The organism is Polyangium sp. 15x6 (assembly GCF_029960785.1).
Lineage (GTDB): Bacteria > Myxococcota_A > Polyangia > Polyangiales > Polyangiaceae > Polyangium.
In genome coordinates this window covers 317,742-343,594 of record NZ_JASBQE010000001.1, presented here as the reverse complement: position 1 = coordinate 343,594, position 25,853 = coordinate 317,742, and the positions used below count along the sequence as shown (strand labels likewise).

Genomic DNA, 25,853 nt, shown 5'->3' with positions numbered 1-25,853 from the left:
TGCGGCTCCACCCGTGTGTCCCCCGCGGACAGAACCGACCAAGCTCGTCTGGTCGGACGCCTTGTATCACCTGGTCTTCGACGACGCGGCGCTTCCCTGTCTCTCGGACGCCGAGCGCGCCGCGGTCGCGTACGTGGGGACGACGATCGGCAGTTTGCCCGAGCGGCCCGGTTCAGAAGTGGTGGGCGTCGATGAAATCGTGCGGGGCCAGGATCTGGTAGCCGTTCAGGCTGCACCCGTTGTTCGTCCCCGAGGCCGTGTACGATTCCGGCGCGTTCGCGAGGTCGGCGTGCCCGAGCCCCGGGACGCCGCCGGATCCATCGTATCCGCAGGCGCCTGCGCCGTTCAGGCCCGCGATCTTGTCGCAGAGGTTCTTCGGCGCGATGAAATAATGCAGGTGGGAGTTCGAACCCTGGTCGAGGACGGTGCCGATCTGATCGCCGCGCTGGACGGTTTGTCCGGGGGATACCGTGCGCGTGGCGAGATGCCCATAGAAGGAGCACACGCTCGTTCCGTCCGGCATCGGGTGTTGTACGAGGATCACGTTCACGTACGAGCTCCCGTTCGGCGCGGAGACCAGCACGACTCCGTCCGCCACCGAGTAGACGGGCGCGTTCGCGGCGCCGGCTTTGCCGATGTCCTCGGCGAGATGCGCGCCGCCGTAGACGTCCCAGTAATGCCCGAGAACCTGCCAGACCTGCCATCCGGCACCGCCCGCGGGGCTCGTGCTCTTGTCGCCCACGGGGTATCCGAAGGCCCCGCCGCTCGGCGGCTGCGAGTTCGGGATCCCGGGGCCGCAACACCCGGCCTTGCAATCCCACGTGATGACGCCCGAGCCCTTGCAAGCGCCGTTGTTCCCGTCGTCGCAGCTCGCGCTCGAATTGTAGAGCCCCGCGAGCACGCCGCACGACGGGCTGCAGCAGCGCACGCAATCACTCGTCGGCGTGCCCGTCCCCGCGCACCAGTTCTTGCTGCCATCGTCGCAGGTGTACGTGCCCCCCGGCCAACCATGGGCCGCTGCCAGATCGGCGCAGCTCGCTTGCCCCCCGCCGCCGCTGCCGCTCGACCCTGGATTCGAACTGCCCTCGATGAGCGCCTCGACCTGGCATTGCGCCACGGGGCTGCCCGGATTGCCGCCGTTTTCCCCCTCGACGAACGTGAACGTCAGGACGCCCGGATCGTATCCGTACACGGTATACGTCCACGTATACGGCCCGGAGCCGACCACGCCGCCCCATTGCGAGGCGGGCGCCCCCGGCCCGGTCACCTTCATGTCGACGTAGGCATATGGGGTCTGATTCGTGTACGAGACCGTGAGGATCGGCGAGGTGATGGGATTGCTGTCGAACGCGAATCCCGCATCACACGGCAGCATCGGCAAGCTCCCGCCGCTCCCCGAGCCAGGCCCCACGCTGGTGGACGGTGTCATTCCGCCCATGCCGCCGCTGCCGCCCGTACCGGGACCGATCGCGCCTCCGCTGCCCCCTTCCCCGCCGCTGCCCGAGGGCGAAGACGAACCCGGCGAGGAGCACGCGAGAGGGACCCATGCCAGCAGAAAAAAAACCGAGCGAAAGGTTCGTGACGCGAAGGGCATGACAAGGGCGAGATTATCGAAGGAAAGGCGGAGATGGAAGCCCTTTCACCCCCTCACGCGGCGACGAGACGCCCGATGATCACGCCGTACTGGACGAGGTGCCGGACCCCGAGAAATCGCTCCCGCACGCGCTCGCGCGCCGCGGCGCCGAGACGATCCGCGAATGCCCGATCCGCGAGGACCCGGTAGAGCTCGCCTGCGAACGTGTCGAGGTCGTTCGGATCCCGTAAAAGGATGCCGCTCACCCCATCTTCGATCTGATCCTGGATGCCGCCGACCGCGCTGGCGATCACGGGGCGCGCCTTCCACATGGCCTCCGTCACCGTCAGGCCGAAGCCCTCGTGCAGGCTCTTCTGCACGACGACCGCCGCATGGCGCTGCAGCGCATTGACGATCACCGCATTCTCCTCGACGTCCGCAGTCGGCAACATCGCGAGGTGGATATGCGCGCGGATGGCCGGCGGCTCTTCGAGAAACGCACGGTAGACCGCCTCGAAGACGGCGGGGCCCTCCGGATCGTCGACCACCGCGCGCACGTTCGGGCCCGCGAGCACGAGGTCGGCCTCGGGCGCGGCGTGATTCTGGACCATGGTCGAAAAACCACGGAGTACGCCGATCATGTCCTTCAGCGGATCCCAGCGGGACACCTGGACGACGAGCGGCGTCTCCCAGGCGGGCGCGCGCCCGAGCCGGATGATGTCGGCCGAGCGCTCCACGCGCCCGGGCGTGTCGTCGCTGCGCACGAACGCATAACGAGGCGACGGCGGCGGAGGCCCCTCGAGGATGCCCACGTGGACCAGGATCGAGCGGACCGTGTGCTCGTCGAGATCGATGTTTTTCGCCGAGAATGCGTCGATGCTCGGCTGGATGATCGAGGCGCGACCGTCGCGATACCGCGCCGGAACATACGTCTCGCGCGAGAAGATCATGGTCCGAACGCCGTCGAGATAACGCGCCAGGAAATGCCAGCCGAGCTCGACGTCTTCATTCGTTTCGTCCGCGCCGATGTGACACCGCCACAGAACGCGCGCGCCCGCCGCGAGGAGCGTCGGCGCGAGGCCCGCGGGTTGGGGATCGTGGAGCAGCACCACGTCGCCGGGGCGGACGAGCTCGCGGAGCTCGACCGCATTGCGACAGAGGTTCGATGCATACACCTCGTGCGCGACCTCGTCGAGGGGAGAGCCGTCGCCGCGCTCTCCGTGGAGGGCGTGATGCAGTCGCTTCGTGATTCGAAAGAAATCGGGCGTGCCTCCGATGGTCAACCAGCGCACGTCGAGCCCCGCACCGCGCGCGTACCCGAGGAGCGAATGCAGCATTTCCGCGACGCCGCCGCCCACTGCGGTCGAGTTGACGTTCCAGATGACGCCGCCGGCCAGCCGCTCGGAGAGCGCCCGCGCGAGGTATCGCACCTCGTCGACCGCAGCCTGGCCCAAGAGAGGCACGAAGCGCTCGAACGAACGGATCTGCGCGTGGACTTCCCGTACGAGGCGCATTCACGGAACTTATAAGGCCGACGGGCCGTCGCGGGGATCGCTTGTCAGGTCGAATGCGACGGAGATGCCGAGCGGCCAGAGCGATGGTCGGGAAAACGGGCTCAGCCGGGCAGACGAACGATTTTCTGCACCGCCTCCTCGTCGTGCCCCCCGAGCGCGACCACGTCGGGCGCCTCGGGCGGCTCGTACGGAAGATCGAAGCCGGGTAGCCCCGAGACCTTCCCCTCGCGCGCCGCGGCATAAAGCCCCTTGGCGTCGCGCTCCGCGCAGCGCTCGGCCGAGGCGCGGACGTAGACCTCGAAGAAGCGGGGCGCGACAGCGCGCGCTTTTTCACGAAAGACGCGGAGGTGCGCCGTCGCCGGCACGAGCACCACGTGGCCTTGTTGCGCCAGCATCGCCGCCAGGTTCCCGAGCGTCTCGTAGAAGTGGGCCCGCGCCTCCTCGCCATACCCCGGCGGCGGCCGCATCGCCGCGCGCACCGCGTCCCCGTCGAGCAGGATGCTCGGCCGGTTTTCCGCGACGAACCGCCGAAACGCGGCGTGCGCCAGCGTCGATTTCCCCGACGAGGGGAGCCCCGTGATCCACACGACCGCGCCGCTCACGAGAAGAGCCCCTCCGCCTCGTCGGGATCGAACCACGGCGCGTCGAGGACCCGCTCGACGAATCCGAGGAGCGCGTCCCGCGTGCTCGCGTGGATCGACGGATACCAGCGCGGATTGCACAGCACGAGCGCTCGCCAAGCGAGAAAGGGCGCGGCCACGGAGAAGAGCTCCCGATCCCCCGTCACGTCGAGGTAGGTCCGGAAAAACGTCCGCCAGAGCGTCCGGAACGCGCCGTGCCAGGAGCCCGGGGCCTCGAGCGCGAAGAACAGATAATTGATCGACAAACACGTGACGTCGTCCGCGGGATCGCCGGCCGAGCCGCGGCTCGTGTCGAGGAGCCGAGGCTCGCCCGCGCGGTCGAAGAGCACGTTGAACGGGTGGAAATCGCCGTGCGTACGGCGCAGGCGCTCGCCGCGGCCCTTGAGCTTCCATCGCCACGAAAGGCACCGCTTTTCGATCTCGAAGAGCCGCTCGGGCGGCGCCATCGGCACGCCGTCCGGGTACCCGTCGACGAGCCCGAAAATGCCCTCGCCGTGCCCGAGGAGGTCCCGGATCGCGCGCCGGTACGTCGCGGGGCCGTCCTTTCGAACCGCGTGCACCTCCGCGCAGAGCCGCGCGAGCGCCTCGCAGCGCGCGACGTCCCGGTCCGAAAGGGCGCGCTCGCGGGCGATCCGTCGGAGATCGTCCGCATAGACGTGGCCCTCGACGTATTCGGTGACGAGGTAAAACTCGCCGCTCCGGCGCAGCGACGCGAGGCGGCCGTCGTCGAGGACAGCGCCCACGTCGAGCGCGCGCACGTGCCGCGGGATCTTCGGGAACGTATCGAAGGCGAGCAGCATGTTCGCGGCCCGGTCCGCGCGCCGATCGTGCCCGAATTCGTCCGGGCCGGCCGTGTGCAGGCAGAGGTCGCTCTCCGCGCCGTCGGGCCGGCGCACCCGGATTCGCAAGGGCACGCCGTATCCGATGGCCTTGCCCGTCGCGCCGCCGTCGTCGTCCTCGTCAGGGCCGAGGCGCGAGACCCGCAACACGGCCGCGCCCGGCATCACGCCGGCGACGAGCTCGTGGATCTCGTCCTCGATCTCGGGCGGCCTGGCTCTCGTCATCACGTCACCTCCGAAATGTGCTGGATGCGCAGCGGACGCCGTCATCCTTTCCCGTCGAGCGCGTCCGCGAGGGCCCGCAGTGCGTCGGTCGTCGTGAAGACACCAATGACGTGTCCGTCCCTCATCACGACGGCCGCGCCGTAGCGTTGCTCCGCCATCTCGCGCGAAACGCCCGCGAGCGGGGCGTCCGGCGCGACCGTGAACGGCAGCGGGGTCATGGCCTCTTCGACGCGGAGCTTCTGCGGATCCACGTCGCGTAGCGCCTCGACGAACGCGAGATCCCGCTCGGAGAGCATTCCGACGAGCTTGCCGCCACGGAGGACGGGCAGGTGCCGGATCTGATGCTCGCGCATGAGCTCGTGCGCCCGTACGAGCGTCTGATCGAACCCGATCGAGTGGGGGCTCCGGGTCATGTAGTCCGAGACGGTGGGGGTCTTCGTGTTCATGGGGTCCTCGGCGGCGAAGCGCTAGCAAGACCGTGACCAGACGCGTTCGCGTGGCTCCTCGCGAAAAAACGCGGCCGACGAGGCGCCAAAAATGCGCCGTCGCGCAGTCGGTGCGCCTCGTGGTCCTCCTCGGGTCCGGCCTCCCGCCTCGCTTGTCGCGCCCGAGCGTGCCGGGCACAATGGCAATCGAGAGCCCATGAAAGCACCGGAAGATCGACTGGAGGACCTGGCCGGCGCGCTCCGGCGCGCGCTCGCGATGCTCGCCACGCATCCGTGGAAGAACCGCGTCGACGACGTCGCCCGCGCCGTCGCCGCGACCGATGTCGGGCTGCGCGTCATCATCGCGGCGCAGCTCACGGCGAACCTGTGGCATTCACGCCAGTACGACGAGGACGAGGCGTATCGAGAGGTTCAGGATACCTACGAGGCCGCGGTGTTCCATGCGGCGAGGGTGGCGCGGGAGCTGCTCGCGTACGAGGAGGTCGAGGGGTACATGCTCGCCCATCCCGCGAGCCGCGAGGTGCAGGGGCTGCTCTCGTACAAGGAGGCCACGGATCGAATGCGCGAGAGCGTGATGAGGCAATGCCGCATCACGCGATGATCGACTTCTCCCGTGTGGTAGCACGCAATACCACCCGAATGAGGCAAGCTCACTCACATCGGCTCGACATTCATCAGGCGCGAGAGCTGCCCGCGCGCCCTTCGGCGCGCGCGCATGACCCGACGTCACCCATTCATATGTACAGCACGAGCGGCCTCTCCACACCCCGATTGACGGAGGATTGAAGCGGCGCCCGGATCGGCGGTATCATGGCCGCGGGGGAGAGCGCGCGCGAGAGCGCCGCTTCTGCGGCACACGGGCCGAGGGAGAAAAACACATGGAAGAGCAAGCACTGAGCGCCGAGGCGCTTCGTTCGGAGGTGGCGGCGCTGCGGGCGCGCCTGCAGGAGGCCGAGATGCGCGGCAGCATGCTCCGGGACCTCATCGACTGCGTGCCCGGGGCGGTCTGGGAAAGCTGGTTCGTCGAGGATCCGAGCCGCGGGCGTGTTGGTTACGTGAGCCGGCAGATCCGAGACATCACCGGCTACACACAGGAAGAGTGGCTCGCGCAGCCGGGCCTCTGGTCGGATCTGGCGCACCCGGAGGACAAGGACTACGTGCTCGCCGGCAACCAGCACCTCGAACGAAACGGCCGCTCGGTCCTTCGATTCCGCTGGGTTCGCCGCGACGGCTCGGTCCTCTGGATCGAAGCCCAGACGGTGTGCGTGCGCGAGGGCGACGGGCGCACCGTGGGGCTCCGCGGGATCATCATGGACGTCACGGCCGCCGTACGCGCGGACCAGGAGCGTGCCGAGGCCCTCCTTCAACAGGAGGCGCTCCGCGCGAAAGAGGCGACGCTCCTCGAGCTCTCCACGCCGCTCATCCCCGTAAGTGACGCGGTGATGGTCATGCCGCTCGTCGGGGACATCGATCCGGCGCGCGCGCAGCGGGCGATCACCGTTCTCCTGGAAGGCATGGCGCGGAGCGGGGCGAGCGTGGCGATCCTCGATATCACGGGCGTCCCGCAGGTCGACGCCGAGGTCGCCGACGCGCTCGTGCGCGCTGCGCGTTCGGTCGCGATGCTCGGGGCCGAGCCGATGCTCACGGGCATCCGCCCCGAGGTGGCGCAGACGCTCGTCTCGATGGGGATCGACCTCTCTGGGATCGGGACGCACAGCACCCTGCAAACGGGTATCGCCCGGGCGATGCGTCGTGCCCGCATGGGATGAACGAAATGTTCCTTTACGGAAGTTCGGACGAACCTCGACGCGAGCGCGCTCCTGAGATCTTTGCTGGCGAGCGAAGTCAAAATGTGCTGATGTATGGGGTTTCGAGGTGCATCATGGATAAGCCGCATACGCTCGACAAGGTGCAGTGGGGGTTCCTCGTGGCGCATGCCTGGACGGAGGCATCGTTCCGTAAACAGCTCGAGCAGGATCCGTCGAGCGCGATCAAGATCTTCGCAAAACAGCAGTTTGGCCTGGAGATCGAGCACGACGTCGCGCTGCCGATGGACTTGCCACTGCCCCCGGCGGATCTCGGCATTGAGGCGCTCACGCTGGGAATGGGGCCCGGCCCGGCGCCCGGGACGGCGACCGGCAGCGCGACGGGGACCGGGTGCGCGACCGCGGGGGACGTGCATACGAGCGAGAGGGGCAACTGAACCAAGGTGGGCGCCGCCCGACCGAACATGCTCACGCGCCCACGTTTCAAGCATTCCTATCGCGTCGAGATCATCGAGGGCGAAGGCGTCTACCTCCTCTGGGAGGGTGGCAGCCACGTGCTCCACGGCCGAACCTATCAGGTGCTGGCCCCTCTCCTGACCGGGACGCTGACCGAACAGGAGATTTGCGAGCGCCTGGAGCCCGAGGCCTCGCCCGCCGAGGTCTTTTACGCCATCACCATGCTCCGCAAAGGCGGGTTCATCACGAACGACGCGGCGGAGATGCCTCGCGCGGAGGCCGCCTTCTGGGAGGCGCTCGGCGCCCCGCCCGCGCAGGCAGAGGAGCGCCTGCGCCGGGCCCGCGCCGCCCTCGTCCCCATGGGCGACGTCGAAACGAGCGCGCTCGCCGAGGCGCTCGCCGAGCTCTCCCTGGAAACGGGCCCCGACGGGGATTTGCCCATCGTCGTCGTGGACGATTACCTGCGCCCCGAGCTCGACGCGTGGAACCGGGCCCAGCTCGAACGTGAAAAACCGTGGCTCCTCGCTCGACCGACCGGCAGCGAGGGCTGGCTCGGGCCGTTTTTCATTCCGGGCAAGACGGGATGCTGGCGCTGCCTCGCGCATCGCCTGGAGGGGCATCGCCGGGTCGAGCAATATCTTTCGCGCCGCACGGGCAAACCCGTTCATCCGCCGGTCCTCGCCGCGCTCCCCTCCACGCGCCGCGCCTTCGCCTCGACGATGGCCACCGCCGTCGCGCGCTGGGCCGCTCTGGGCGGCATTCCGGCCCTCGAAGGGCGCGTCATCACGCTCGACACGAACACATTCGAAAGCCGCACGCATACCCTCGTGCGGCGCCCGCAGTGCCCGGCGTGCGGGGATCGTGAAATGGTCGCGCGGGGACAAGCCTCTCCCGTCGTCCTCGAATTCACGCCCCGCACGTTCTCGGCCGACGGCGGAGTCCGGCAGGCGACGCCCGAGGACACGTACGAGCGGCTCGCGCATCACCTGAGCCCCGTCACGGGCATCGTGAGCCGCCTGCACCGCACCGTGCGCCCCGAGGACGACCCTCGGCTCGTCTTTTCGTATTCGACCGACCACAATTTCGCCCAGATGGCGCACGACCTCTCGTCGCTCCGCAGCAGCCTGCGCAGCTATTCCGGGGGCAAAGGCCGGACGGACATCCAGGCGAAGACCGGGGCCATTTGCGAATCGATCGAGCGATACGCGGGCGTCTTCCAGGGCGACGAGGCGCGCATCCGCGCCGTCCAGGCGGAGCTCGGCGAGGAGGCGATCGACCCGGTCGTCTTGATGGGGTACAGCGCGCGTCAATATGCCGAGCGCGCGTGGTGGAATCGGCACGACGAAGTGTGCACGTGGGTCCCCGAGCCCTTCGATCCTGCGCAGGCGATCGAATGGAGCCCGGTATGGTCCTTGACCGAGCGGCGGCGACGCTTCGTGCCCACGGGATTCTGTTATTATTTCTATCCGCTCCGCGAGAGCCGCCTGTTCACGCGGGCGGATTCGAATGGAAACGCCGCGGGCAATACGCGCGCCGAGGCCGTGCTGCAGGGATTCCTGGAGCTCGTGGAGCGCGACGCGGTCGCGCTCTGGTGGTACAACCGCCTGCGCGTGCCAGGGGTGGACCTCGGGAGCTTCGAGGAGCCTTATCTGCTCGATACCGCCCTGCACTGGCGCGCCCGAGGGCGCGAGCTCTGGGCCCTCGACCTGACGAGTGATCTCGGCATTCCCACGTTCGCGGCGATTTCACGACGGCTCGATGGGCCATTTCCAGCCATCATGTTTGGCTTCGGCGCGCACCTCGACGCGCGCCTGGCCTTGCTCCGTGCAGTCACCGAGCACAACCAGCTCATCCCGTTTGCCTTCACGGGCGACGCGGACAAACCCTCGCCGGGCGGGCTGATCGTCGATTGGTTGCGACAGGCCACCGTGGAGTCCGAACCGTATTTGCAACCGAGCGTCGCGCCGCTCCGCACGCCGCGTGATTTCGCGCTGCCCGTCGGCGAGGACCTCCGCGAGGCCGTGGCGTTTTGCGTGGAGCGCGCCCGCGACCGCGGGCTCGAAACCCTGGTGCTCGATCAAACCAGGCCCGACACGGGCCTCGTGGTGGTCAAGGTGATCATGCCGGGGCTCCGCCATTTCTGGGCCCGCCTCGGCCCCGGCCGGCTTTACGACGTGCCCGTCTCCATGGGCCGACTCGAAGCGCCTTTGCCCGAGGAGTCCATGAATCCCCACCCGATGTTCATCTAGTATCGTCCGTGCCGCGGAGGTGACGTTGCCATGATGGAAACCTGGCGCAGACGGCTCGGCCTCCGCTTCCGCGAGGGGGTGACGTGGAGCCATGACGAGCACGGCGCCGCTCGATTGACCTCGCCCACGTTTCCCCCGATCCCGCTCGGAGCGCTGCCGCAGGCATTGCTCGCCGCATTCGAGCGCCTCGGCGCCGAGGACCCCACGATCGAGGCGCTCGCCGAAGGTGTCGCCGCGCAGGACGGCCCCCTCGTGGTGGCGACGTTGCTCCACCACCTCCGCCGCCTGGAGCAGCTCGCGCTGCTCGCTTATGCCGTGCGCGACGGGAATACCACGATCGCGGTGCTGCAACCGATCTCGCCGTGGTTTTCGCTGGGCAGCGGAGCCATCGCCCCCGAGCGCCGTTACGTGCTCTCCCGCTTCGCATATCAACGTCGCGTCGGTGAAGGCCTCGTGCTGGAATCACCCCGCTGTCATGCGCTCCTCTGCATCGAAGACGCCCGGACCGCCGCCCTTTGCTTCGCGCTCGCCCGCCCGACCGCGCCCGCGGACCTCGCCGTGCGCGGGGCGAGCCCCGAGGCAATGACCACCCTCGTCGGCATGCTGATCGCGGCCGGATTCGTGATCCCGGCCGAGGATGCGGGAGAAACCGAGGAAGAGCAGGCATTCGAGCTCGCGAGCTGGTCCTTCCACGACCTGCTCTTCCACGCGCGCAGCCGCCCCGGCCGCCATCTCGGGCCTTGCGGCAAGACGTACCCCTTCCGTGATCGCGTCCCACCGCCGCCCGCCCTGCGGCCGCCTCGCGCCTCGGCCGATCCTCCCTTTGCGCTTTACCGCCCGGACCTCGACGCGCTCCGCGCGAGCGACCGCCCCTTCACGGCCGTGCTCGAGGACAGGCGCAGCGTGTACGTGCAGGGGCGCGAGCCCATTTCGGTCGAAGAGCTCGGCGAGCTCCTCCATCGGTCGGCGGGGGTCCGCGCGCACATCCCCGCGACGCCCCAATCCGGCTACGACTTCACCTTGCGCCCCTCCCCCTCCGGCGGCGCTTGCCACGACCTCGAGATCTACCTCGCCGTCGATCGCTGCCGAGGCCTCGACTCGGGCCTCTACCATTACGATCCGGCCGCGCACGCCCTCTCCCGCATCCAGGGCCGCACGTCCGAGGTCACGGCCCTGCTCACGAGCGCCGCGCTCGCGACGCGCCGCACCGAATTGCCGCAGGTGCTCGTCTGCCTCGCGAGCCGATTCCAGCGCGTGTCCTGGAGCTACGAGGGCATTTCTTATTCGGTCACCCTCAAGAACGCGGGCGTGCTTTACCAGACGTTTTACCTGGTCGCGACCGCGATGGACCTCGCGTGCAGCGGCGTGGGGCGTGGCGATTCGGACCTCTTTTGCAAGGCCGCCGGCACCGATTATTATGCAGAGACGACCGTGGGCGAACTCGTGCTCGGCAGCCGTCCCGAGGGAGACGAGCCATGATGGGCGATCGTGTCGATATCGAGGGCAGCGCCCGCCCGCCCCTGTTCGGCGCCGTGCTCCAGGGCGACGTCTCCCCTGACGAAACCGTGACCGCCGTGCTTTGGTTGCGCATCCCGGAAGGCTCTCCACCGCTCGTGGAGACCGCCTGGGACGTGGTCCGAACCCGCGAGCCCTGGTCACACGAGCGTTATGCGGCCACCTACGCCGCGAGCCCGGAGGACCTCGCGCGGATCGAGGCGTTTGCCCGCGCGCATGATCTTTCGGTGGTCGACATCCATCGCGCTGCGCGGGCGGTGACGCTCCGGGGGACCGCCAAAACTTTCCAGGCGGCATTCGGCGTGAAGCTGAAACGTCATGCCTACAAGGGGGAAGTGGACATCACCCACGACGCGTCCCTCTCCGTCCCCGCGAACCTCGAAGGCGTGATCCTCTGGGTTTTCCTGCCCCGCCACGCGCCCGTCGTGGACGACGTCCCGCCGCCTCGAAGGCGCGCCGAAGTCGCCGAAGCTCCCCCTGCCGACGCTCCTGACAAACCCTGGCGATTTCACCCGCCGACCCGCTTCGCGGAAGCCTACGATTTCCCGGAGGAGCTCACGGGGGAAGGCGTCTGCCTCGGGGTGCTCGCGCTTTACGGCGGCTTCTCCTCGGACGACATGCGGGTCTTTTTCGAAGGCGTGGGCATGCGCGCGCCGGACATCGTCACCGTGGGGACCAACCGCTGGGCGACCGGGCACGACGCCTGGGCCAATTACGAAGTCAGCATGGACGCGCAGATCGCCTTCTCCTGCGCGCCCGGCGTCCGGCCCGTGGTTTATTTTTCGAACGCGCGCGGGAACGACGACACGACCAGCTACAGCTATTTCCAGCTCTTCAACACCGCGCTCTTCGATACGGTGAACCGGCCCTCCGTGCTCACGCTCAGCGCGGGGCTCCCCGAGGATCTACCCGGCGTGTGGACCCGGGCCGAAGCCACGCGCATCAACGAACTGTTCATCATCGCCGCGATCCTGGGGATCACGATTTGCCTTCCCTCGGGCGACTCCGGATCCATTTTCCCCATGGCGCAGGGCATGTTCTCGGCCCCCTCGCTCGTCTATTTCCCCGGCTCCAGCCCCTGGGTCCTCTGCTGCGGCGGCACGACGCTGATCCTCGACGAGCAGGGCGCCCGGAAGGACGAGGTGGTGTGGAATCGCCTCGCCGACACCATGTTCCTCGCTTACGGCAATGCCGGCAGAATCGCCAACCTCGGCAGCAGCAGCGGCGGCGTGAGCCATTACTTCGAGCGCCCCGAATGGCAGGCGCACGCCGGCGTCCCGTCCCGGACTTTCGCCACGTTCCGCGACTGGGTCTTCACCGAGCCCGCGAGCACGTTCGCCGGCCGCGGCTGCCCCGACGTCGCAGCCCACGCCGATTTCCTCGAGGGATATCGCATCTTCGTGGACGGCGCGTATCGCTACGGCGGCGGCACGAGCGCGTCCGCGCCCCTCATCGCGGCCCTCGTCGCCCGCCTCTGCCAGGGCGTGGGGAGACGCCTCGGCTTTCTCAATCCACTGCTCTATCGATTGCAACTCGAGGAGGGGGCGAACGTCTTCCGCCCCATCGTCGCCGGCAACAACGGCGGGTATGCCGCCTCGCCGGAAGCAGGTTGGAACGCCTGCACCGGGCTCGGCGCGCCCCGCGGGCGAGCGCTGCTCGAAGCGCTCCGCAAGGCTTACGGCGTCTAGGAAGTCGCCCCCGCACGGGCGCCTACCTCGACGCCGGCGGGGTTCGTCCCAGCAAACTCCATCGTGCCGTCGTCGACCTCTCCGAATCGCAACGCCGCGATGTCCAGCAAGTAATTCTGATTGACCTTCCACGGTTTCTTGGAGCCCTGCTTCGGAAACGCGTGGACCGAGCGCTGCACATAACCCGATGAGAAGTCGAGCAACGGCAGCTCCTCCACGTCGGCATCCTTGCGGCGCGGCGTGCACCGGCGCGCGCCGATCTCGTCCATGTGGTTCAGCAGGCGGCAAACGTATTCGGCGACGAGGTCGGCCTTCAGCGTCCACGACGCATTCGTGTATCCGAACGCGCACGCCAGGTTCGGCACGTCGCTGAACATCACGCCCTTGTAACTGAGGAGCTTCGACGGCTCCATGCGGCGACCGTCCACCACGACCTCCACGCCGCCGAGGAAGAGGAGCCTGAGCCCCGTCGCCATGACCACGAGATCCGCTTCGAGCTCCTGCCCCGACACGAGCCGGATCCCCTTTTCGGTGAACGTCTCGATGTGATCGGTGACGACCGACGCCCTGCCCGCCTTCACGGCCTTGAAGAGATCCCCGTCCGGCACGACGCAAAGGCGCTGATCCCAGGGATTGTATCGAGGCGTGAAATGTTTGTCGACGTCATAGTCGGGCCCGAGTTTTCGTCGCACGAGGTCGACGATGCGCTTCTTCACGCTCTCCGGCCTCCGCCGCGCGAGCTGATAGAAGAACATGCCCAGGAGCACGTTCTTCCAGCGCGTGACCTCGTAGGCGACGTGCGAAGGGACCCGCTCCTGTAGCCAGCGCGCGATCGCGTCCTGGGACGGGAGCGACACCACGTACGTCGGCGAGCGCTGGAGCATCACCACGTGCGCGGCCTCCTTCGCGAGCTCCGGCACGAGCGTGACGGCCGTCGCGCCGCTGCCGATCACGACCACGCGTTTCCCGCGATACTCGACGTCCTCCGTCCAGAATTGCGGATGCACGACGCGGCCCTCGAAGCGCTCGATGCCCGCGAATTCAGGCGCGTGGCCCTTCTCGTAGTCGTAATAGCCGCTGCACATGAGAAGAAAATTGCACGTGAAGCGGACGATCTCCTTCGACGGTCCGCGCTCGACCTCCACCGTCCAGGCCGCGCGCTCGCTCGACCACGTGGCGCGCTTCACCTGGCAGCCGAACCGGATCTTCGATTCGAGCGCGAGCTCGTTGGCCGTCTCGCGGATGTACGCGAGGATCGACGGGCCATCCGCGATGGCCTTCCGGTCCTTCCACGGCTTGAACGAATAGCCGAGCGTGTACATGTCGGAGTCGGACCGAATGCCTGGATAACGAAAGAGATCCCAGGTCCCGCCGATGGCCTCGCGCCCCTCGAGGATCGCGAAGCTCTTGCCGGGGCATCGGGTCGTGAGGTGGTGGGCCGCCCCGATCCCCGATAACCCTGCCCCCACGATGATCACGTCGAAATGTTCGGACATCTCTCGCACCTGCTCGTCACGACCCGCGGACGGCCCCACGATAGCAGGACACGGCCTGGCTGGCGAGCCGGCGCGCGCAGCTCCTCCTCGTCCTCCACCACGAGCACACGGCCGCAGCTATCGGCGCTCATCGGCGCCTCCCAGGGGCAGGCGGAAGCAAAATAGGCTGCCGCGGCCCTCCTCGCTCCCGAACCACATCCCGCCTCCGTGCGCCTCGACGATCGCGCGCGCGATGAAGAGCGCCACGCCCATCCCACCGGAATCGTGGGGCGTTCCGGTGTGCGCGCGGTAGAATCGCTCGAAGATACGCCCTTGCCGCGCTTGCGGAATGCCGACGCCCCGATCCTGGACGCACACGCGAGCCTCCCGACCGTCCACGATCACCTCGACCTCGACCTCGCTCCCCGCGGGTGAGTAACGAAATGCATTGTCGAGCACGGTGTAGACCACGGATTCGAGGCGCCGACGGTCTGCCGAGAGGATCACCTCCCCCTCGGTACGCAGCCGGATCGCGTGGGACCGGCCGGACGCGAAGCGACCCGTGACCTCCCGCACGAGGGCGGCCAGGTCCACGGGCTCCCGCACGAGATCGAGCTTGCCCGTCTGGAGCAGCGAGATGTCGAGCAGATCCTGGACGATCTTGTCGATACGGCTCGCCCCTCGATTGATGGCCTCGAGCGCGCTGCGCGACCGCGGCGTCAGATCAGCCGGCGCGCGGCGAAGGAGGAGCTCTGCGTGACCCTTCATCACGGCGATCGGCGTTTCCAGCTCGTGGGCGGCGACCTGGACGAACTCCTCTTTGAGCCGCTCGAGCTGGACGTAGGGGGTCACGTCGCGTCCGATCCAGACCGCGCCGCGGACGTCTCCTTTCCGATTGAAAATGGGCGCCGCGCTACGCTCGATGTACGCGGTGCCTGACATGCCGGGCAGGCGCGCGATGACCCGTTCCCCCCGGACGGTCTCGCCCTCGAGCGCACGGAGGAGCGGCATTTCCTCGCGCGTGATCCGCCGCCCGTCGAGGTGGCGAAGCTGCATGGAATCGATGAGGAGCCCGAGATCCCGCGGCACGTCGCTCCCCCGCTCGACGCCGAACAGGCGCAAGGCTGCGGGATTCGCCAGGGTGACCCACGCGACGACATCGATGACGAGAACGGGGTCGATCATGATGTCGGTCAACGTCTCGAGCTCGGTGGCGCGCCTCTCGGCTGTGTCCGTACAGGCGCGGAGCCTCGCCTCGCTCTCCTGCAAGGCCTGCTCGGCTCGGTGAAGACGCGTGCGGGTCTTGCCGGTCACGGGCATACCTCGAAGCTGGGTCCCGGCGACGCCGGTCGCAACGCAAAGCGAGTCAGGGGCGAACTTCGAGCCATGCTCCCACAGCGCAAGCGGTCGCAATGCCGATGGCCGCGAGCTCGAGCCTGCTCTTCGAGCGCCGCCGAGCGCCGCGCCCGACCGCCGCGGGAGACGCGCCCGGTCGGCGCTCTCCCGCGGATCTGCGGAAGCTCAGCCTTTCCAGTGCGGGGGAATCGTCTTCTCGTAATAGGGCAACGCCTCGATGCGCTTCATCCAGGCGTTGATGCGGGCAGGCCAGCGGTCGCCGAGGCCGTGCGCGGGCAGCCGGTCGTCGACGCGGCGGATGGCCCGGATGTGCGGGTAGGCTGCGAAATCGGCGAGCGAGAGCTCCCCCGCGAGCCAATCCCCCGTGAGCCGAGCGTCCCATCGCGCGAGCTCTTCGAGGATCGCCGCGTGCGCCTCGGCGATCTTCGTCGCGTCTCGCGCCTCTTCCTTGGTGTACAAAGTTTCCTGGAACAGACGGCGCTGCACCGGGGCGATGTAGCCGTCGGCCTCGGCGGCGAGCTGGCGGGCCTTCGCGCGCGCGGCCGCGTCTTTCGGCCAGAGCGGGGAATCGGGGAATCGTTCTTCGAGGTACTCGACGATCGCGTTCGATTCGGCGATGGCGAGTCCGTCATGCACGAGGACGGGCACCTTGCCGCGCGGGTTGATCGCGAGAAACTCGGGGGCACGCGTCTCGCCGCGATCGAACGTGAGCAGCTTCCACTCGTAGTCGAGCTTCTTGTGCTCGAGCGCGAGCCATACCTTCCAGGCGTACGGCGATCCGGAGCCGTAATAAAACGTGAGCGACATCGAAACGAACCTCCTTCAGCCGAACGCGGCCGGGCCCCGAGTAAAACCACTCGAAAGGGGGAGGTCAACCGCCGGAGAACTACTCTCTTGTGTTCCGCTCCGTCTGAACGTATGATCAGCCCATGATCCCGCTCCGCACGATCGCGCTCGACGAGACGCACCACGTGCAGGTCGGCGCCCTGCCGGAGGCCCTGGTCCCGGACGCGGCCGGCTTCGAGGCGCTCTGGGCGCTGCACCCCGACGTGTTCCACGAGATCAAGATGCACGGCCGCCTCGTGCGCACACCGCGATGGCAACAGGCCTACGGCGCGGATTACCGCTACACGGGCAACACGAACCGCGCGCTCCCGCTGACGAAAGAGATGGACGTCTGGCTCGGCTGGGCGCGCGAGACCTTCGATCCGCGGCTGAACGGCCTGCTCTTCAACTGGTACGACGGCGCCGAGGGGCATTACATCGGCAAACATCGCGACAGCGACATCAACCGCGTCGAGGGCTCGCCGATCGTCACGTTCTCGTTCGGCGAGGAGCGGGTGTTCCGCATGCGGCCGTGGCGAGGAAAAGGGTTCGTCGACGTCCCCGCGGTGCATGCGGGGGTCATCGTCATTCCGTGGAACACGAATCGAGCCTGGACCCACGAGGTCCCGGCGCCGAAGGGCTCGCGCGGGCGAAGGATCTCGGTGACGATCCGGGCGTTTCACGGCTGATTCCGCGGCCGGAGAGACGGCCACCGCGGACCGACCTCATGCCGCGCGACGGCTCGATCCGAGCGCCTGCTCGAGATCGTCGGCGAGGGCCTGCGCGGTCGAATAGATCGCGGCCGCCCCCGCCTGCTCGAGCAAGTCGCGCTCGATTCCGCCGGTGAGCACGCACAAACAAGGCAGGTCGATCTGCTTTGCCGCGACGATGTCGTACACCGTATCGCCCACGACGAACGCCTCGGCCGGCTGCCCCAGCGCCGAGAGCGCCTGCGCAAAGATATCGGGCGCGGGTTTCGTCGTGGAGACGTCGTCCTTCGAGATGATCACGTCCACGTGCTTCGCGGACGGGCCGAGCTTGGCGAGGAGCCGATCGAGCTCCTCGCGGCGCGCCGAGCTCGCCAGCGCGATGCGCACGCCTCGCTCGCGCAGCGCTTCGAGCAGCCGCGTCGCGCCGGGGAGAGCACGCGCGTGCTCGATGAGGCCCGTCTCGACGTATTCCTCCGTGTGAAAGGCGCTCGCCTGCTCGGCGACGTCGTCCGGGACCTCTCCCAGAATCGCGGGCACGAGCCTGTCTCCGCCCATTCCGATGGCGTGCAGAATCCGGTTCGCCTCGATTTCCCTCCCGAGCCGCTCGAAGGCCCGCCGCCAGGCGAGCACGTGCAGGAGGTTCGTGTCGATCAGCGTCCCGTCCACGTCGAGCAATGCCGCTTGGTTCATGACGCTCCGTCGCCGGCAAATTCGAGGCCTGCCCGGCAAGGCTACAGCAGCATCGCGATGGGCAAGACGGCCGGCCTCTTGCCTCGCTCCCGGTGGGCAAACGCCGCTCGCACGCCGCGGCTCAGCGCGTCTTCCAGCGCCGGCGCCAAGGTCCGCATCGGCGCCGACAGCCGCGCGAGCTCCTCCTCCGCGTTTCGCCGCGCCCTCGCGTGGAGCTCGCTCCCTTCGTCGAAATGCGCCACGCCACGCGCGAGCAGGTCCGGCCCTCGCACGACCTCGCCCGTCTTGCGATCCGCGACCACGAGCACCAATACCATTCCTTGCTCCGAAATCACCTCCCGCTCGCGCAAAACGAGCTCCGATACGTCGAGGCCTCCCCGCGCGTCGAGCCAAACGCGCCCGCTCGGCACCGGCGCGCCGAGGCGCATCTGGCCGCTCTCGATCGACAGCACCTCGCCGTCCTCGATCACGAAGACGTCCGTCGCCGAGAGCCCCATCCGGAGCGCCGTGCGCGCGTGCGCGAGCAGCATCCGGTATTCGCCGTGGATGGGCACGAAATGCCGCGGCCGCACGGCGTCGATCAGCATCTTCTGCTCCTCCATCTGCGCGTGCCCGCTCACGTGGATCGGATCGAACGCTCGATCCACGACCACCGCGCCGCGCTTGGCGAGGCGATTGGCGATCTGACCGACCGCGATTTCATTGCCCGGGATCGCGCGTGACGAGAAGATCACGGTGTCGCCCGCCTCGACGCGCAATTGCCGGTGGTCGCCGGTGGCCATGCGAGCGAGCGCGCTGTTCGGCTCGCCCTGCGCGCCCGAGGTGAGGACGATCAGCTCTTCGGGCGGCATTCCCGCGGCCTTGTCGACGTCGAGCAGCACACCGTCGGGGATGTCGAGGAGCCCCTGCGCTTCTGCGATCCGCACGTTCGTGCAGAGGCTGCGGCCGGCGAGCGTCACCCGGCGCCCGAGTTCGTCCGCGAGGTCGAGAATGCTCTGCACCCGGTACACGTTGGAGGCGAAGAGCGCGACGACGATCCGTCCCCTCGCCTCGCCGAAGCGCCGCGCGAAGGCCTCGGCCACCGCGCTCTCGCTCACGGAAAAACCCTCTCGCTCGGCGTTCGTCGAGTCCGAGAGGAGCGCGGCCACGCCCGCCCTGCCATACTCGGCGAAACGCGCGATATCTAGGCGCTCGCCGCCCACGGGCGTCAGATCGATCTTGAAGTCTCCCGTGTGCACGAGGATCCCTTCGCCCGTCTCGAGGGCGAAGCCCACCGCGTCCGGAATCGAATGCGTGACGCGGATCGGCTCGACCCGGAAGGGCCCCGCCTGGAAACGTTCGCCGGGCCAAACCTCCGTCAGCGGAGCCGAGATTCCTAGCTCGACGAGCCGCTCCTGGAGGAGCCCGAGCGTGAATCGGGTCCCGTACACCGGGACCCGGAATTCGCGCAAGACCGAGGGCAGGCCGCCGATGTGGTCCTCGTGCCCGTGCGTGAGGAGCACGGCGTCGAGACCGCCCGCCTCGCGCAAATAACGCAGATCGGGGATGGCCACCTCGACGCCCAGCACCTGATCGTTCGGAAAGAGCACCCCGCAATCGACGAGCACGCGGCGGCCATCCTCTTCGATGACCATCGCGTTCATGCCGACCTCCCCCAATCCGCCGAGCGGAATGATGCGAACCGCCATGCTCGAAAATCTAATCGTCCCCATCCCTCGCGGGCAGCACGCGTCCTGCACCATTGCAGCGTGAGTGCACGGCACGAACGCTCGCTACACGGCGATTTCAGTTCGTCCGCTTGCTGTTGCAAATAACTCGTTGAGTTCGGGCGTGTCCCTACGGAGCGACCTGACGCAGAAATCAATGCCACACGGGCAGGCTCGGATGCAAAGAATCATTCCCGTCCTGGTCACGGCTCCCACGAGCCGGACGAACCCCCCGCGATCGCCCGGCTCCCGGAGGCCCATTCGTGAACCGTTTTGCCTTTCCCGACCGTGACGATGCTCCAAGAAGACGCGAGTCCATGATTTCCGAGGGTGCAGCTCTGGAACGCGAGGTGTCGCAAAACAGCGATCAGGCCTTTCGTTCGTCCCTGCCGCGGGCGTCCACCGTGCAACACCTCGAGGGTCTCATGGACCTCGACGATCTGTGCGCGCGTTTCGTACAGGCTCAACTCGCAGGCGATCGGCGTGAAGCGCTGCGCCTCGTGATGGAGGAGGGCGTCGGGCGCGGCGCGCCGGCCTCGGAAATCGCTTTGCGTGTCCTCCAGACGGCGCAACGCAAGATCGGCGAGCTCTGGCAGGACAATCGGATCAGCGTCGCCGACGAGCACCTCGCCACCGCGATTGCGCAGGTCGTCCTCGCGCACCTCTACCGGCTGTCGCCCGCGTCGCCTCTCCTCGACAAACTCGTCCTCTTCGGCTGCGTCGAGGGCGAGCACCACGAGTTCCCCGCCCGCCTCGCCGCCGACGTCCTCGACCTCGCGGGCTACGACGTGCGCTTCCTCGGCGCGGATGTCCCCACCGAATCCCTCGTTTCGATGATCCGCAGGGAGCGCCCGGACGTCGTCGCCCTCTCGGCCACCATGAGCTTCAACCTGCGCTCGCTGCGCATGACCGTCGCGCGGCTCCGGTCCGACTTCGGCGAGGCGCCGCCCATCCTCGTCGGCGGCGCCGCCTGCGACATGCTCGCGGATCCAGCGCAGGAGCTCGGCGCCGACGGATTCGCCCGCGACACCCACGACCTCGTCGGGATCGTGGGCCGGCTGGTCTCCCGCCCAGCACCCCTCGCAGGGCGTGAGGTCCTCGGAGGGATCCCTTGACCGACCGAATGGACGCGCGCTGGCTCGCGGAAAGCCGAGAACTCGTGCTCGCGTGTGACGCGCAAGGGATCATCCGGTGGGCCGACGCGCGAGCACGAAACCTCATCCACGCGCAGCCCGGCACCGCGCTGATCACGCTCTCCGTGCCCGGCACGGAAGAAAAGACCCACGCGCTGCTCACACGCGCGGCCGTGAACGAAATCCGCAACTGGGAGCTCTCGCTCCTCTGCAACGGCAAGCCCGCCACGGTGTCGTTCAGCGCACGCCCGGACGACGAGGGCGGCGTCGAGCTCTTCGGCTTCGTGTACCCCGAAGGCTACGGCGGCGCGATCGAGCAGCTCAGCCGCGCCCTCACCGAGATCGTCAACCTGAACCGCGAGATCGTCCGGCAAAAACGCGAGATCGAGACCCAGCAGACCGAGCTCACCCGTACGAACCGCGAGCTCCACGAGTCGAACCGCGGCGTGGTCACCCTCCACGCCGAGCTCGAAGACAAGGTCGACGCGCTCCGCCGCACCTCCGAGGTCCGCGCCCGCGTCCTCGCCAACGTGAGCCACGAGTTCCGCACGCCGCTGCACTCGATCCTGGGTTTGTCCCAGCTCCTGCTCGACGGCACCGACGGCCCGCTCACGGACGAGCAGCAGAAGCAGATCCGCTTCATCCGCACCTCGGCCGAGGAGCTCTCGCAGCTCGTCAACGACGTGCTCGATCTCTCCAAGGCGGAGTCCGGCAAGCTCACGCTGCGCGCCGAGGCCTTCACGGTCTCGGACTTCTTCTCGGCCATGCGCGGCATGCTCCGGCCGCTCCTCCCCTCCCACCCCGGCGTCGATCTCCTCTTCGAGCTGCCCGAGGGCGACATCACGCTCGAGACCGATCAGGGCAAGGTCGCCCAGGTCATCCGCAACCTCGTCACGAACGCGCTCAAGTTCACCGAACAGGGCCGCGTCGTGGCGAGCGCCGTGCGGCGCGGCGACGAGGTGGTCTTCACCGTGAAGGACACGGGCATCGGCATCGCGCCCGAGCACTTCGATCGCATCTTCGAGGAGTTCGGACAGATCGACGGGCCGGTCCAGCGCAAACACAAGGGCACCGGCCTCGGCCTCGCGCTGTCGCGGCGCCTGAGCGATCTGCTCGGCGGGATGCTCACGGTCGAGAGCGAGCTCGGCCGAGGCTCGACCTTCACCCTCACGATCCCCGCCACGCACCCCGAGGTGCGCGAGCTCGCCACGCTCGCCGCTCGCCCGCTCGATCCCTCCCGCGCGCCCGTGCTCATCGTCGAGGACGACCGCAAGACGATGTTCATCTACGAGAAGTTCCTCTCGCTCGCGGGCTTCCAGGTCGTGCCTGCGCGCACCGTCGAAGACGCGCGCAGGCTCCTCGGCACGTTCCGCCCCGCGGCGATCGTGCTCGACATCATGCTCGAAGGCGAGGCCACCTGGGACTTCCTGGCCGAGGTGAAGCAGAGCCCCGAGACGCGCGAGATCCCCGTCCTCGTCGTGACCGTCACCAACAAGGAGCAACGCGCGCGCGCTCTCGGCGCCGACGAGTTCTGGCTCAAGCCGGTCGATCAGGATCACCTGCTCCGCAAGCTGAAGAGCGTGACGCGGCCCGGCACGCCCACGCGGCTGCTCGTCATCGACGACGACGAGCGAGCCCGGTACCTCATGCGCAAGCTGCTCGAAAAGACGCCCTACGAGCTCGTCGAAGCGCGCACCGGGCCCGAGGGCGTTGAGCTCGCCCAGAAGCTCCGTCCCGAGGTCATCTTCCTCGACTTCCTGCTCAAGGACGTCACCGCGTTCGACGTCCTCGACGACCTCAAGGCCGACCCGCGCACGCGGGGCATCCCCGTCGTGATCGTCACGTCGCACGTGCTCGAGCCCTCCGACCGCGAGCGGCTCGTGGCCGAGACCGAGGCGATCCTCTCGAAGGACAGCCTCTCGCGCGAGCTCGCCATCCACCGCATTCGCGACGCCTTGCGGAAGGCAGGTGTCGGCACCTCATCGAGCACGGAGTGACGGGACGCATGCAAAAGAACAACGGCAGGGCGCGGGAGCATGTGGGCAAGCTCCTCAACGTCAACGACAACGAGGTCGCCCGTTATCTGGGCACCACCATGCTCCGCAGGGCCGGCCTCGACGTCATCGAAGCGGCGAGCGGCATGGACGCCCTCGAGATGGTCCACCGCGAGCTGCCCGACGTGGTGGTGCTCGACGTCAAGCTGCCCGACATCGACGGCTTCGAGGTCTGCAGGCGCATCAAGGCGAACCCGCGCACCGCGGGCGTGAAGATCCTTCACACGTCGGCGACCTTCGTCTCGCTCGACAAGAAGGTGCAGGGGCTCGACATCGGGGCCGACGGATATTTGACGCAGCCCTTCGAGGCGACCGAGCTCGTGGCCACCGTGCGCTCGCTCCTCCGCCTCGCCCAGGCCGAGCGCGAGCTCCGCGCGCGCGCCGATCGCCTGGCGGAGGCCGACCGCCGCAAGGACGAGTTCCTCGCCATGCTCGCGCACGAGCTGCGCAACCCGCTCGCCGCGATCACCGCCTCGCTGCCCATGCTCGAGCAGCGCGACGCCGTGAACCAGGGCGAGCGCCGCGCGCGCGAGGTGCTGCGCCGCCAGACCGTGCACCTCGCTCGGCTCGTCGACGATCTGCTCGACGTCTCGCGCGTCACGCAGGGCAAGATCGAGCTGCGCCTCGAGCCGGTGGATCTCAAGAGCTTGCTCGCGCGTGTCGTGCTCACGACGCGGGAGCGCGGCACGAACCCGCGCGGCCAGACGCTCGCGCTCGCGCTGCCGGACGCGCCCATCCAGGTCCGCGGCGACGTCACGCGGCTCGAACAGATCTTCACGAACCTGCTCGACAACGCGAGCAAGTACACCGACGTCGGCGGACACATCCGCGTGAGCCTCGAGCCCGCCTCCGTGGGCGGCGCCAGGTTCGCGCGCATCACGGTGCGCGATGACGGCGTCGGCATCGCGGCCGACGCGCTCCCCATGATCTTCGGCCTCTTCGCGCAGGCCAGCGTGACGCTCGCCCGCTCGCGTGGGGGCCTCGGGATCGGGCTCACGCTCGTGCGCACGCTGGTGGAGCTGCACGACGGCGAGGTGGAGGCGCGGAGCGAGGGCATCGGCCATGGCGCCGAGTTCGAGGTGCGCCTGCCGCTGCTCGACCTCGCGGAGACGGGCGAGCGTGCGTCGCTGCGAGGGCTCACGGAGCTCCGACGGCGTCGCATCTGCATCGTGGAGGACAACGTCGACGCGCAGCAGGCGCTCGGTGATCTCTGCGAGATGTGGGGCCACGAGGTCCATGCCGCCTCGGACGGGATCGTCGGCGTCGGCAAAGTGCTCGAGCTCCTGCCGGACGTGACGCTCATCGACATCGGCCTGCCCGGCATCGACGGGTTCGAGGTCGTGCGGCGTTTGCGGGCGGATCCGCGCGGAAAAGGCCTCTGGCTCGTGGCGCTCACGGGGTACGGCTCGCCCGAGCAACGGACGACGGCGCTTTCGGTCGGGTTCGACGTGCACCTCGTCAAACCGGTCGAGGTGCACAAGCTGCAGGAATTGCTCGACGCGGGCCCGCCGCCCATGCGGGCGTCGCGCCCCTGATCATTCCCACTCGTAACTGAGGTCGAGGATCTTGCCTTCGGCATCCAGGCCGAAGGTCCACCGGAGCGACGTGTCTTTGCCATAGATTGCGCGATAGACGCGCTTGCCCGGCTCGCCGACTTTGTGGTCTTCGAGCAAGACGAGCTTGCGGAGGGGCGGCAGCAGGGCATTGCCCGGGGTCCCGAACGAGCGCAACACCGGCAAAAGCAACTCCTTCGCCAGCAGCGCAAAGACGGCGGGGTCGAGCGTGCCTTGCATCAAGCCCTCCACCACGCCTCGATGCGTGGCCGTCAGGGCGGGATCGGCGTCGGGGATGCCGGGCTCGGAGACCGCCGGCCAGGGCGGCATGTACAGGCTCGCGATGTTCGGCGCGAGGAGCGGAAGGAGCCGCTGCTCGTTTGTCAAGACGATCACCGAGAGCTTCTGGTCCGGAATCCGCAGCACGTCGGCGAGCGCGCCGCCGCCGCTATGCCCCAAGGTCGTATGGCCGCGCAATCGACTCACCCCGAAGGCCACGCCAAACTCGCCCGCGCGACCGTCGTTCAGCTTGAATGCCGTGGCGGCGGTCGCCAGGGTCTCCCGGGTCAGGAGCGTGCCCTCGTCCATGGCGACGGCCCAGCGGGCGAGGTCCTTCACGCAGGAAAACATGCCCCCGGCCGCATAGGTGTGGGCGGGATAGAGGAACCACAGGCGCTCGTGTTTGCCGTTCTCGAAGCGATAAATCGTGGCCCGGCGCGGGATGACGTCGGCCACGCGCACCGGGCCATCCTGCACCGCGTGGTCGAAGCGCGTACAGGAAAAACCGAGCGGCTGGAAGATACGGCGCTTCAAGAGCTCCTCGAATCGTTCCCCCGTGACCGTTTCGAGGACGTGCGTGAGCACCACGAAATCCGTGAGCGCGTATTCGCTGCGCTCGCCGGGCGTGTAGGCCAGCGGCCCCTTCTTGGCGGCCTCGTACCGCGCGGCCACCGAGGCGGCGGCGTCATTCTGATCCTCGGGATCGTCCTTCAATCCCGACGCGTGCGCGGCGAGGTGCCGGACCGTGATCACCTTCCAGGCCTCGGGCGCGTCGGGCAGATATTTCGAGATCGGATCATCGAGGCCGATCTTTCCCTCCTGCACGAGGAGCATCACCAGCGTGCCCGTGAACAACTTGGTCGCGGAAGCGATCTGGAACGCGGTCTCGGGCCCGACCTTCGCCTCGGACTCCAGGTCCGCGACGCCGTACGTGGTGATTCTCTCGATCTTGCCCTGACGAACGATGGCCACAGCCACGCCGGGCACGTGGTTTTTCTCCATCACGGCGTGGATGTAAGCGTCCACGGGATCGGCGGACCCGCCGCTTTTGGTTTCCGCGGAGCGGGGCTGGTTTTGCGTGGCACAGCCGAAAAGCAAGAAAGCAGCAAGGGCCACGGGGCCCCGAGGGATGGTGCGCATGCGGCGCCGACGCTACCATG

Annotated in this window: 21 protein-coding genes; 10 read left to right on the top strand and 11 right to left on the bottom strand. The window is 68.2% G+C overall.

The features are described from left to right. Positions 1 to 172 precede the first annotated feature (172 nt). The 5 genes from QHF83_RS01470 to QHF83_RS01450 all read right to left on the bottom strand — a co-directional run bounded on the left by QHF83_RS01470 (position 173) and on the right by QHF83_RS01450 (position 5,238). Positions 173 to 1,429 (bottom strand): M23 family metallopeptidase, encoded by a 1,257-nt coding sequence (locus tag QHF83_RS01470; RefSeq protein ID WP_282415920.1) that lies wholly within the window; start codon positions 1,427 to 1,429, stop codon positions 173 to 175. A gap of 218 nt (positions 1,430 to 1,647) precedes the next feature. Beyond that, positions 1,648 to 3,087: a glycosyltransferase gene (locus tag QHF83_RS01465; RefSeq protein ID WP_282415919.1), complete on the bottom strand. Its 1,440-nt coding sequence runs from the start codon at positions 3,085 to 3,087 to the stop codon at positions 1,648 to 1,650. 101 nt (positions 3,088 to 3,188) lie between these two features. Then, positions 3,189 to 3,689, bottom strand: coding sequence for an adenylyl-sulfate kinase (locus tag QHF83_RS01460; protein ID WP_282415918.1), 501 nt, complete (start codon positions 3,687 to 3,689; stop codon positions 3,189 to 3,191). Further along, on the bottom strand, positions 3,686 to 4,792 hold the full coding sequence (locus QHF83_RS01455) for an aminoglycoside phosphotransferase family protein (RefSeq protein WP_282415917.1): 1,107 nt from the start codon (positions 4,790 to 4,792) through the stop codon (positions 3,686 to 3,688). Before QHF83_RS01455 ends, QHF83_RS01460 begins: the two co-directional genes overlap by 4 nt. 41 nt (positions 4,793 to 4,833) lie before the next feature. Next, positions 4,834 to 5,238, bottom strand: coding sequence for a CBS domain-containing protein (locus tag QHF83_RS01450; protein ID WP_282415916.1), 405 nt, complete (start codon positions 5,236 to 5,238; stop codon positions 4,834 to 4,836). Between the two features lie 196 nt (positions 5,239 to 5,434). Between QHF83_RS01450 and QHF83_RS01445 the strand changes: the two genes are divergently transcribed. The 6 genes from QHF83_RS01445 to QHF83_RS01420 all read left to right on the top strand — a co-directional run bounded on the left by QHF83_RS01445 (position 5,435) and on the right by QHF83_RS01420 (position 12,912). Continuing rightward, positions 5,435 to 5,839 (top strand): hypothetical protein, encoded by a 405-nt coding sequence (locus QHF83_RS01445; RefSeq protein ID WP_282415915.1) that lies wholly within the window; start codon positions 5,435 to 5,437, stop codon positions 5,837 to 5,839. Between the two features lie 277 nt (positions 5,840 to 6,116). After that, positions 6,117 to 7,007, top strand: a complete 891-nt coding sequence (locus tag QHF83_RS01440; RefSeq protein ID WP_282415914.1) for a PAS domain-containing protein — start codon at positions 6,117 to 6,119, stop codon at positions 7,005 to 7,007. Positions 7,008 to 7,120: 113 nt separating this feature from the next. Further along, positions 7,121 to 7,441: a hypothetical protein gene (locus tag QHF83_RS01435; RefSeq protein ID WP_282415913.1), complete on the top strand. Its 321-nt coding sequence runs from the start codon at positions 7,121 to 7,123 to the stop codon at positions 7,439 to 7,441. Positions 7,442 to 7,468: 27 nt separating this feature from the next. Further along, a complete protein-coding gene (locus tag QHF83_RS01430) occupies positions 7,469 to 9,709 on the top strand; it encodes a TOMM precursor leader peptide-binding protein (protein ID WP_282415912.1) in 2,241 nt (746 codons plus the stop codon). A gap of 30 nt (positions 9,710 to 9,739) precedes the next feature. Next, positions 9,740 to 11,188: a SagB family peptide dehydrogenase gene (locus tag QHF83_RS01425; RefSeq protein WP_282415911.1), complete on the top strand. Its 1,449-nt coding sequence runs from the start codon at positions 9,740 to 9,742 to the stop codon at positions 11,186 to 11,188. Next, the gene (locus tag QHF83_RS01420; RefSeq protein WP_282415910.1) at positions 11,185 to 12,912 is read left to right on the top strand and encodes a S53 family peptidase; all 1,728 of its coding nucleotides are present in this window, start codon (positions 11,185 to 11,187) and stop codon (positions 12,910 to 12,912) included. The genes QHF83_RS01425 and QHF83_RS01420 overlap by 4 nt, the downstream gene beginning before the upstream one ends. Here the strand turns inward: QHF83_RS01420 and QHF83_RS01415 are convergent. The 3 genes from QHF83_RS01415 to QHF83_RS01405 all read right to left on the bottom strand — a co-directional run bounded on the left by QHF83_RS01415 (position 12,909) and on the right by QHF83_RS01405 (position 16,550). Continuing rightward, a complete protein-coding gene (locus tag QHF83_RS01415; RefSeq protein WP_282415909.1) occupies positions 12,909 to 14,408 on the bottom strand; it encodes an NAD(P)/FAD-dependent oxidoreductase in 1,500 nt (499 codons plus the stop codon). The two genes, QHF83_RS01420 and QHF83_RS01415, sit on opposite strands and share 4 nt — an antisense overlap. Before the next feature lie 117 nt (positions 14,409 to 14,525). Continuing rightward, complete coding sequence (locus QHF83_RS01410; RefSeq protein ID WP_282415908.1) at positions 14,526 to 15,701, bottom strand: ATP-binding protein; 1,176 nt, start codon at positions 15,699 to 15,701, stop codon at positions 14,526 to 14,528. A 207-nt stretch (positions 15,702 to 15,908) separates the two neighbouring features. Beyond that, entirely contained in the window at positions 15,909 to 16,550 is a 642-nt protein-coding gene (locus tag QHF83_RS01405) for a glutathione S-transferase family protein (RefSeq protein WP_282415907.1), read from the bottom strand. A 122-nt stretch (positions 16,551 to 16,672) separates the two neighbouring features. Between QHF83_RS01405 and QHF83_RS01400 the strand changes: the two genes are divergently transcribed. Next, positions 16,673 to 17,257 (top strand): alpha-ketoglutarate-dependent dioxygenase AlkB, encoded by a 585-nt coding sequence (locus tag QHF83_RS01400; protein ID WP_282415906.1) that lies wholly within the window; start codon positions 16,673 to 16,675, stop codon positions 17,255 to 17,257. 36 nt (positions 17,258 to 17,293) lie between these two features. Here the strand turns inward: QHF83_RS01400 and QHF83_RS01395 are convergent, their stop codons facing one another. Further along, positions 17,294 to 17,968, bottom strand: coding sequence for an HAD family hydrolase (locus QHF83_RS01395; RefSeq protein WP_282415905.1), 675 nt, complete (start codon positions 17,966 to 17,968; stop codon positions 17,294 to 17,296). A 41-nt stretch (positions 17,969 to 18,009) separates the two neighbouring features. Next, entirely contained in the window at positions 18,010 to 19,656 is a 1,647-nt protein-coding gene (locus QHF83_RS01390) for a ribonuclease J (protein ID WP_282415904.1), read from the bottom strand. 443 nt (positions 19,657 to 20,099) lie between these two features. Between QHF83_RS01390 and QHF83_RS01385 the strand changes: the two genes are divergently transcribed. The 3 genes from QHF83_RS01385 to QHF83_RS01375 are packed head-to-tail and all read left to right on the top strand — an operon-like array spanning position 20,100 to position 24,396. Then, positions 20,100 to 20,789 (top strand): cobalamin-dependent protein, encoded by a 690-nt coding sequence (locus QHF83_RS01385; RefSeq protein ID WP_282415903.1) that lies wholly within the window; start codon positions 20,100 to 20,102, stop codon positions 20,787 to 20,789. Continuing rightward, complete coding sequence (locus tag QHF83_RS01380) at positions 20,786 to 22,804, top strand: response regulator (protein ID WP_282415902.1); 2,019 nt, start codon at positions 20,786 to 20,788, stop codon at positions 22,802 to 22,804. Before QHF83_RS01385 ends, QHF83_RS01380 begins: the two co-directional genes overlap by 4 nt. Positions 22,805 to 22,812: 8 nt before the next feature. Then, complete coding sequence (locus QHF83_RS01375) at positions 22,813 to 24,396, top strand: response regulator (protein ID WP_282415901.1); 1,584 nt, start codon at positions 22,813 to 22,815, stop codon at positions 24,394 to 24,396. Here the strand turns inward: QHF83_RS01375 and QHF83_RS01370 are convergent, their stop codons facing one another. Next, on the bottom strand, positions 24,397 to 25,719 hold the full coding sequence (locus QHF83_RS01370; RefSeq protein WP_282415900.1) for a serine hydrolase domain-containing protein: 1,323 nt from the start codon (positions 25,717 to 25,719) through the stop codon (positions 24,397 to 24,399). Positions 25,720 to 25,853: the final 134 nt, after the last annotated feature.

What these genes read in the sequence shown, in the direction of transcription:
- QHF83_RS01440 (WP_282415914.1), top strand. Translation starts at nt 6,117, where the DNA reads ATGGAAGAGCAAGCACTGAGCGCCGAGGCGCTTCGTTCGGAGGTGGCG.
- QHF83_RS01415 (WP_282415909.1), bottom strand. Translation starts at nt 14,408, where the DNA reads ATGTCCGAACATTTCGACGTGATCATCGTGGGGGCAGGGTTATCGGGG.
- QHF83_RS01450 (WP_282415916.1), bottom strand. Translation starts at nt 5,238, where the DNA reads ATGAACACGAAGACCCCCACCGTCTCGGACTACATGACCCGGAGCCCC.
- QHF83_RS01385 (WP_282415903.1), top strand. Translation starts at nt 20,100, where the DNA reads ATGGACCTCGACGATCTGTGCGCGCGTTTCGTACAGGCTCAACTCGCA.
- QHF83_RS01455 (WP_282415917.1), bottom strand. Translation starts at nt 4,792, where the DNA reads ATGACGAGAGCCAGGCCGCCCGAGATCGAGGACGAGATCCACGAGCTC.
- QHF83_RS01395 (WP_282415905.1), bottom strand. Translation starts at nt 17,968, where the DNA reads ATGAACCAAGCGGCATTGCTCGACGTGGACGGGACGCTGATCGACACG.
- QHF83_RS01375 (WP_282415901.1), top strand. Translation starts at nt 22,813, where the DNA reads ATGCAAAAGAACAACGGCAGGGCGCGGGAGCATGTGGGCAAGCTCCTC.
- QHF83_RS01445 (WP_282415915.1), top strand. Translation starts at nt 5,435, where the DNA reads ATGAAAGCACCGGAAGATCGACTGGAGGACCTGGCCGGCGCGCTCCGG.
- QHF83_RS01405 (WP_282415907.1), bottom strand. Translation starts at nt 16,550, where the DNA reads ATGTCGCTCACGTTTTATTACGGCTCCGGATCGCCGTACGCCTGGAAG.
- QHF83_RS01430 (WP_282415912.1), top strand. Translation starts at nt 7,469, where the DNA reads ATGCTCACGCGCCCACGTTTCAAGCATTCCTATCGCGTCGAGATCATC.
- QHF83_RS01400 (WP_282415906.1), top strand. Translation starts at nt 16,673, where the DNA reads ATGATCCCGCTCCGCACGATCGCGCTCGACGAGACGCACCACGTGCAG.
- QHF83_RS01465 (WP_282415919.1), bottom strand. Translation starts at nt 3,087, where the DNA reads ATGCGCCTCGTACGGGAAGTCCACGCGCAGATCCGTTCGTTCGAGCGC.
- QHF83_RS01470 (WP_282415920.1), bottom strand. Translation starts at nt 1,429, where the DNA reads ATGACACCGTCCACCAGCGTGGGGCCTGGCTCGGGGAGCGGCGGGAGC.
- QHF83_RS01425 (WP_282415911.1), top strand. Translation starts at nt 9,740, where the DNA reads ATGATGGAAACCTGGCGCAGACGGCTCGGCCTCCGCTTCCGCGAGGGG.
- QHF83_RS01420 (WP_282415910.1), top strand. Translation starts at nt 11,185, where the DNA reads ATGATGGGCGATCGTGTCGATATCGAGGGCAGCGCCCGCCCGCCCCTG.
- QHF83_RS01435 (WP_282415913.1), top strand. Translation starts at nt 7,121, where the DNA reads ATGGATAAGCCGCATACGCTCGACAAGGTGCAGTGGGGGTTCCTCGTG.
- QHF83_RS01390 (WP_282415904.1), bottom strand. Translation starts at nt 19,656, where the DNA reads ATGGCGGTTCGCATCATTCCGCTCGGCGGATTGGGGGAGGTCGGCATG.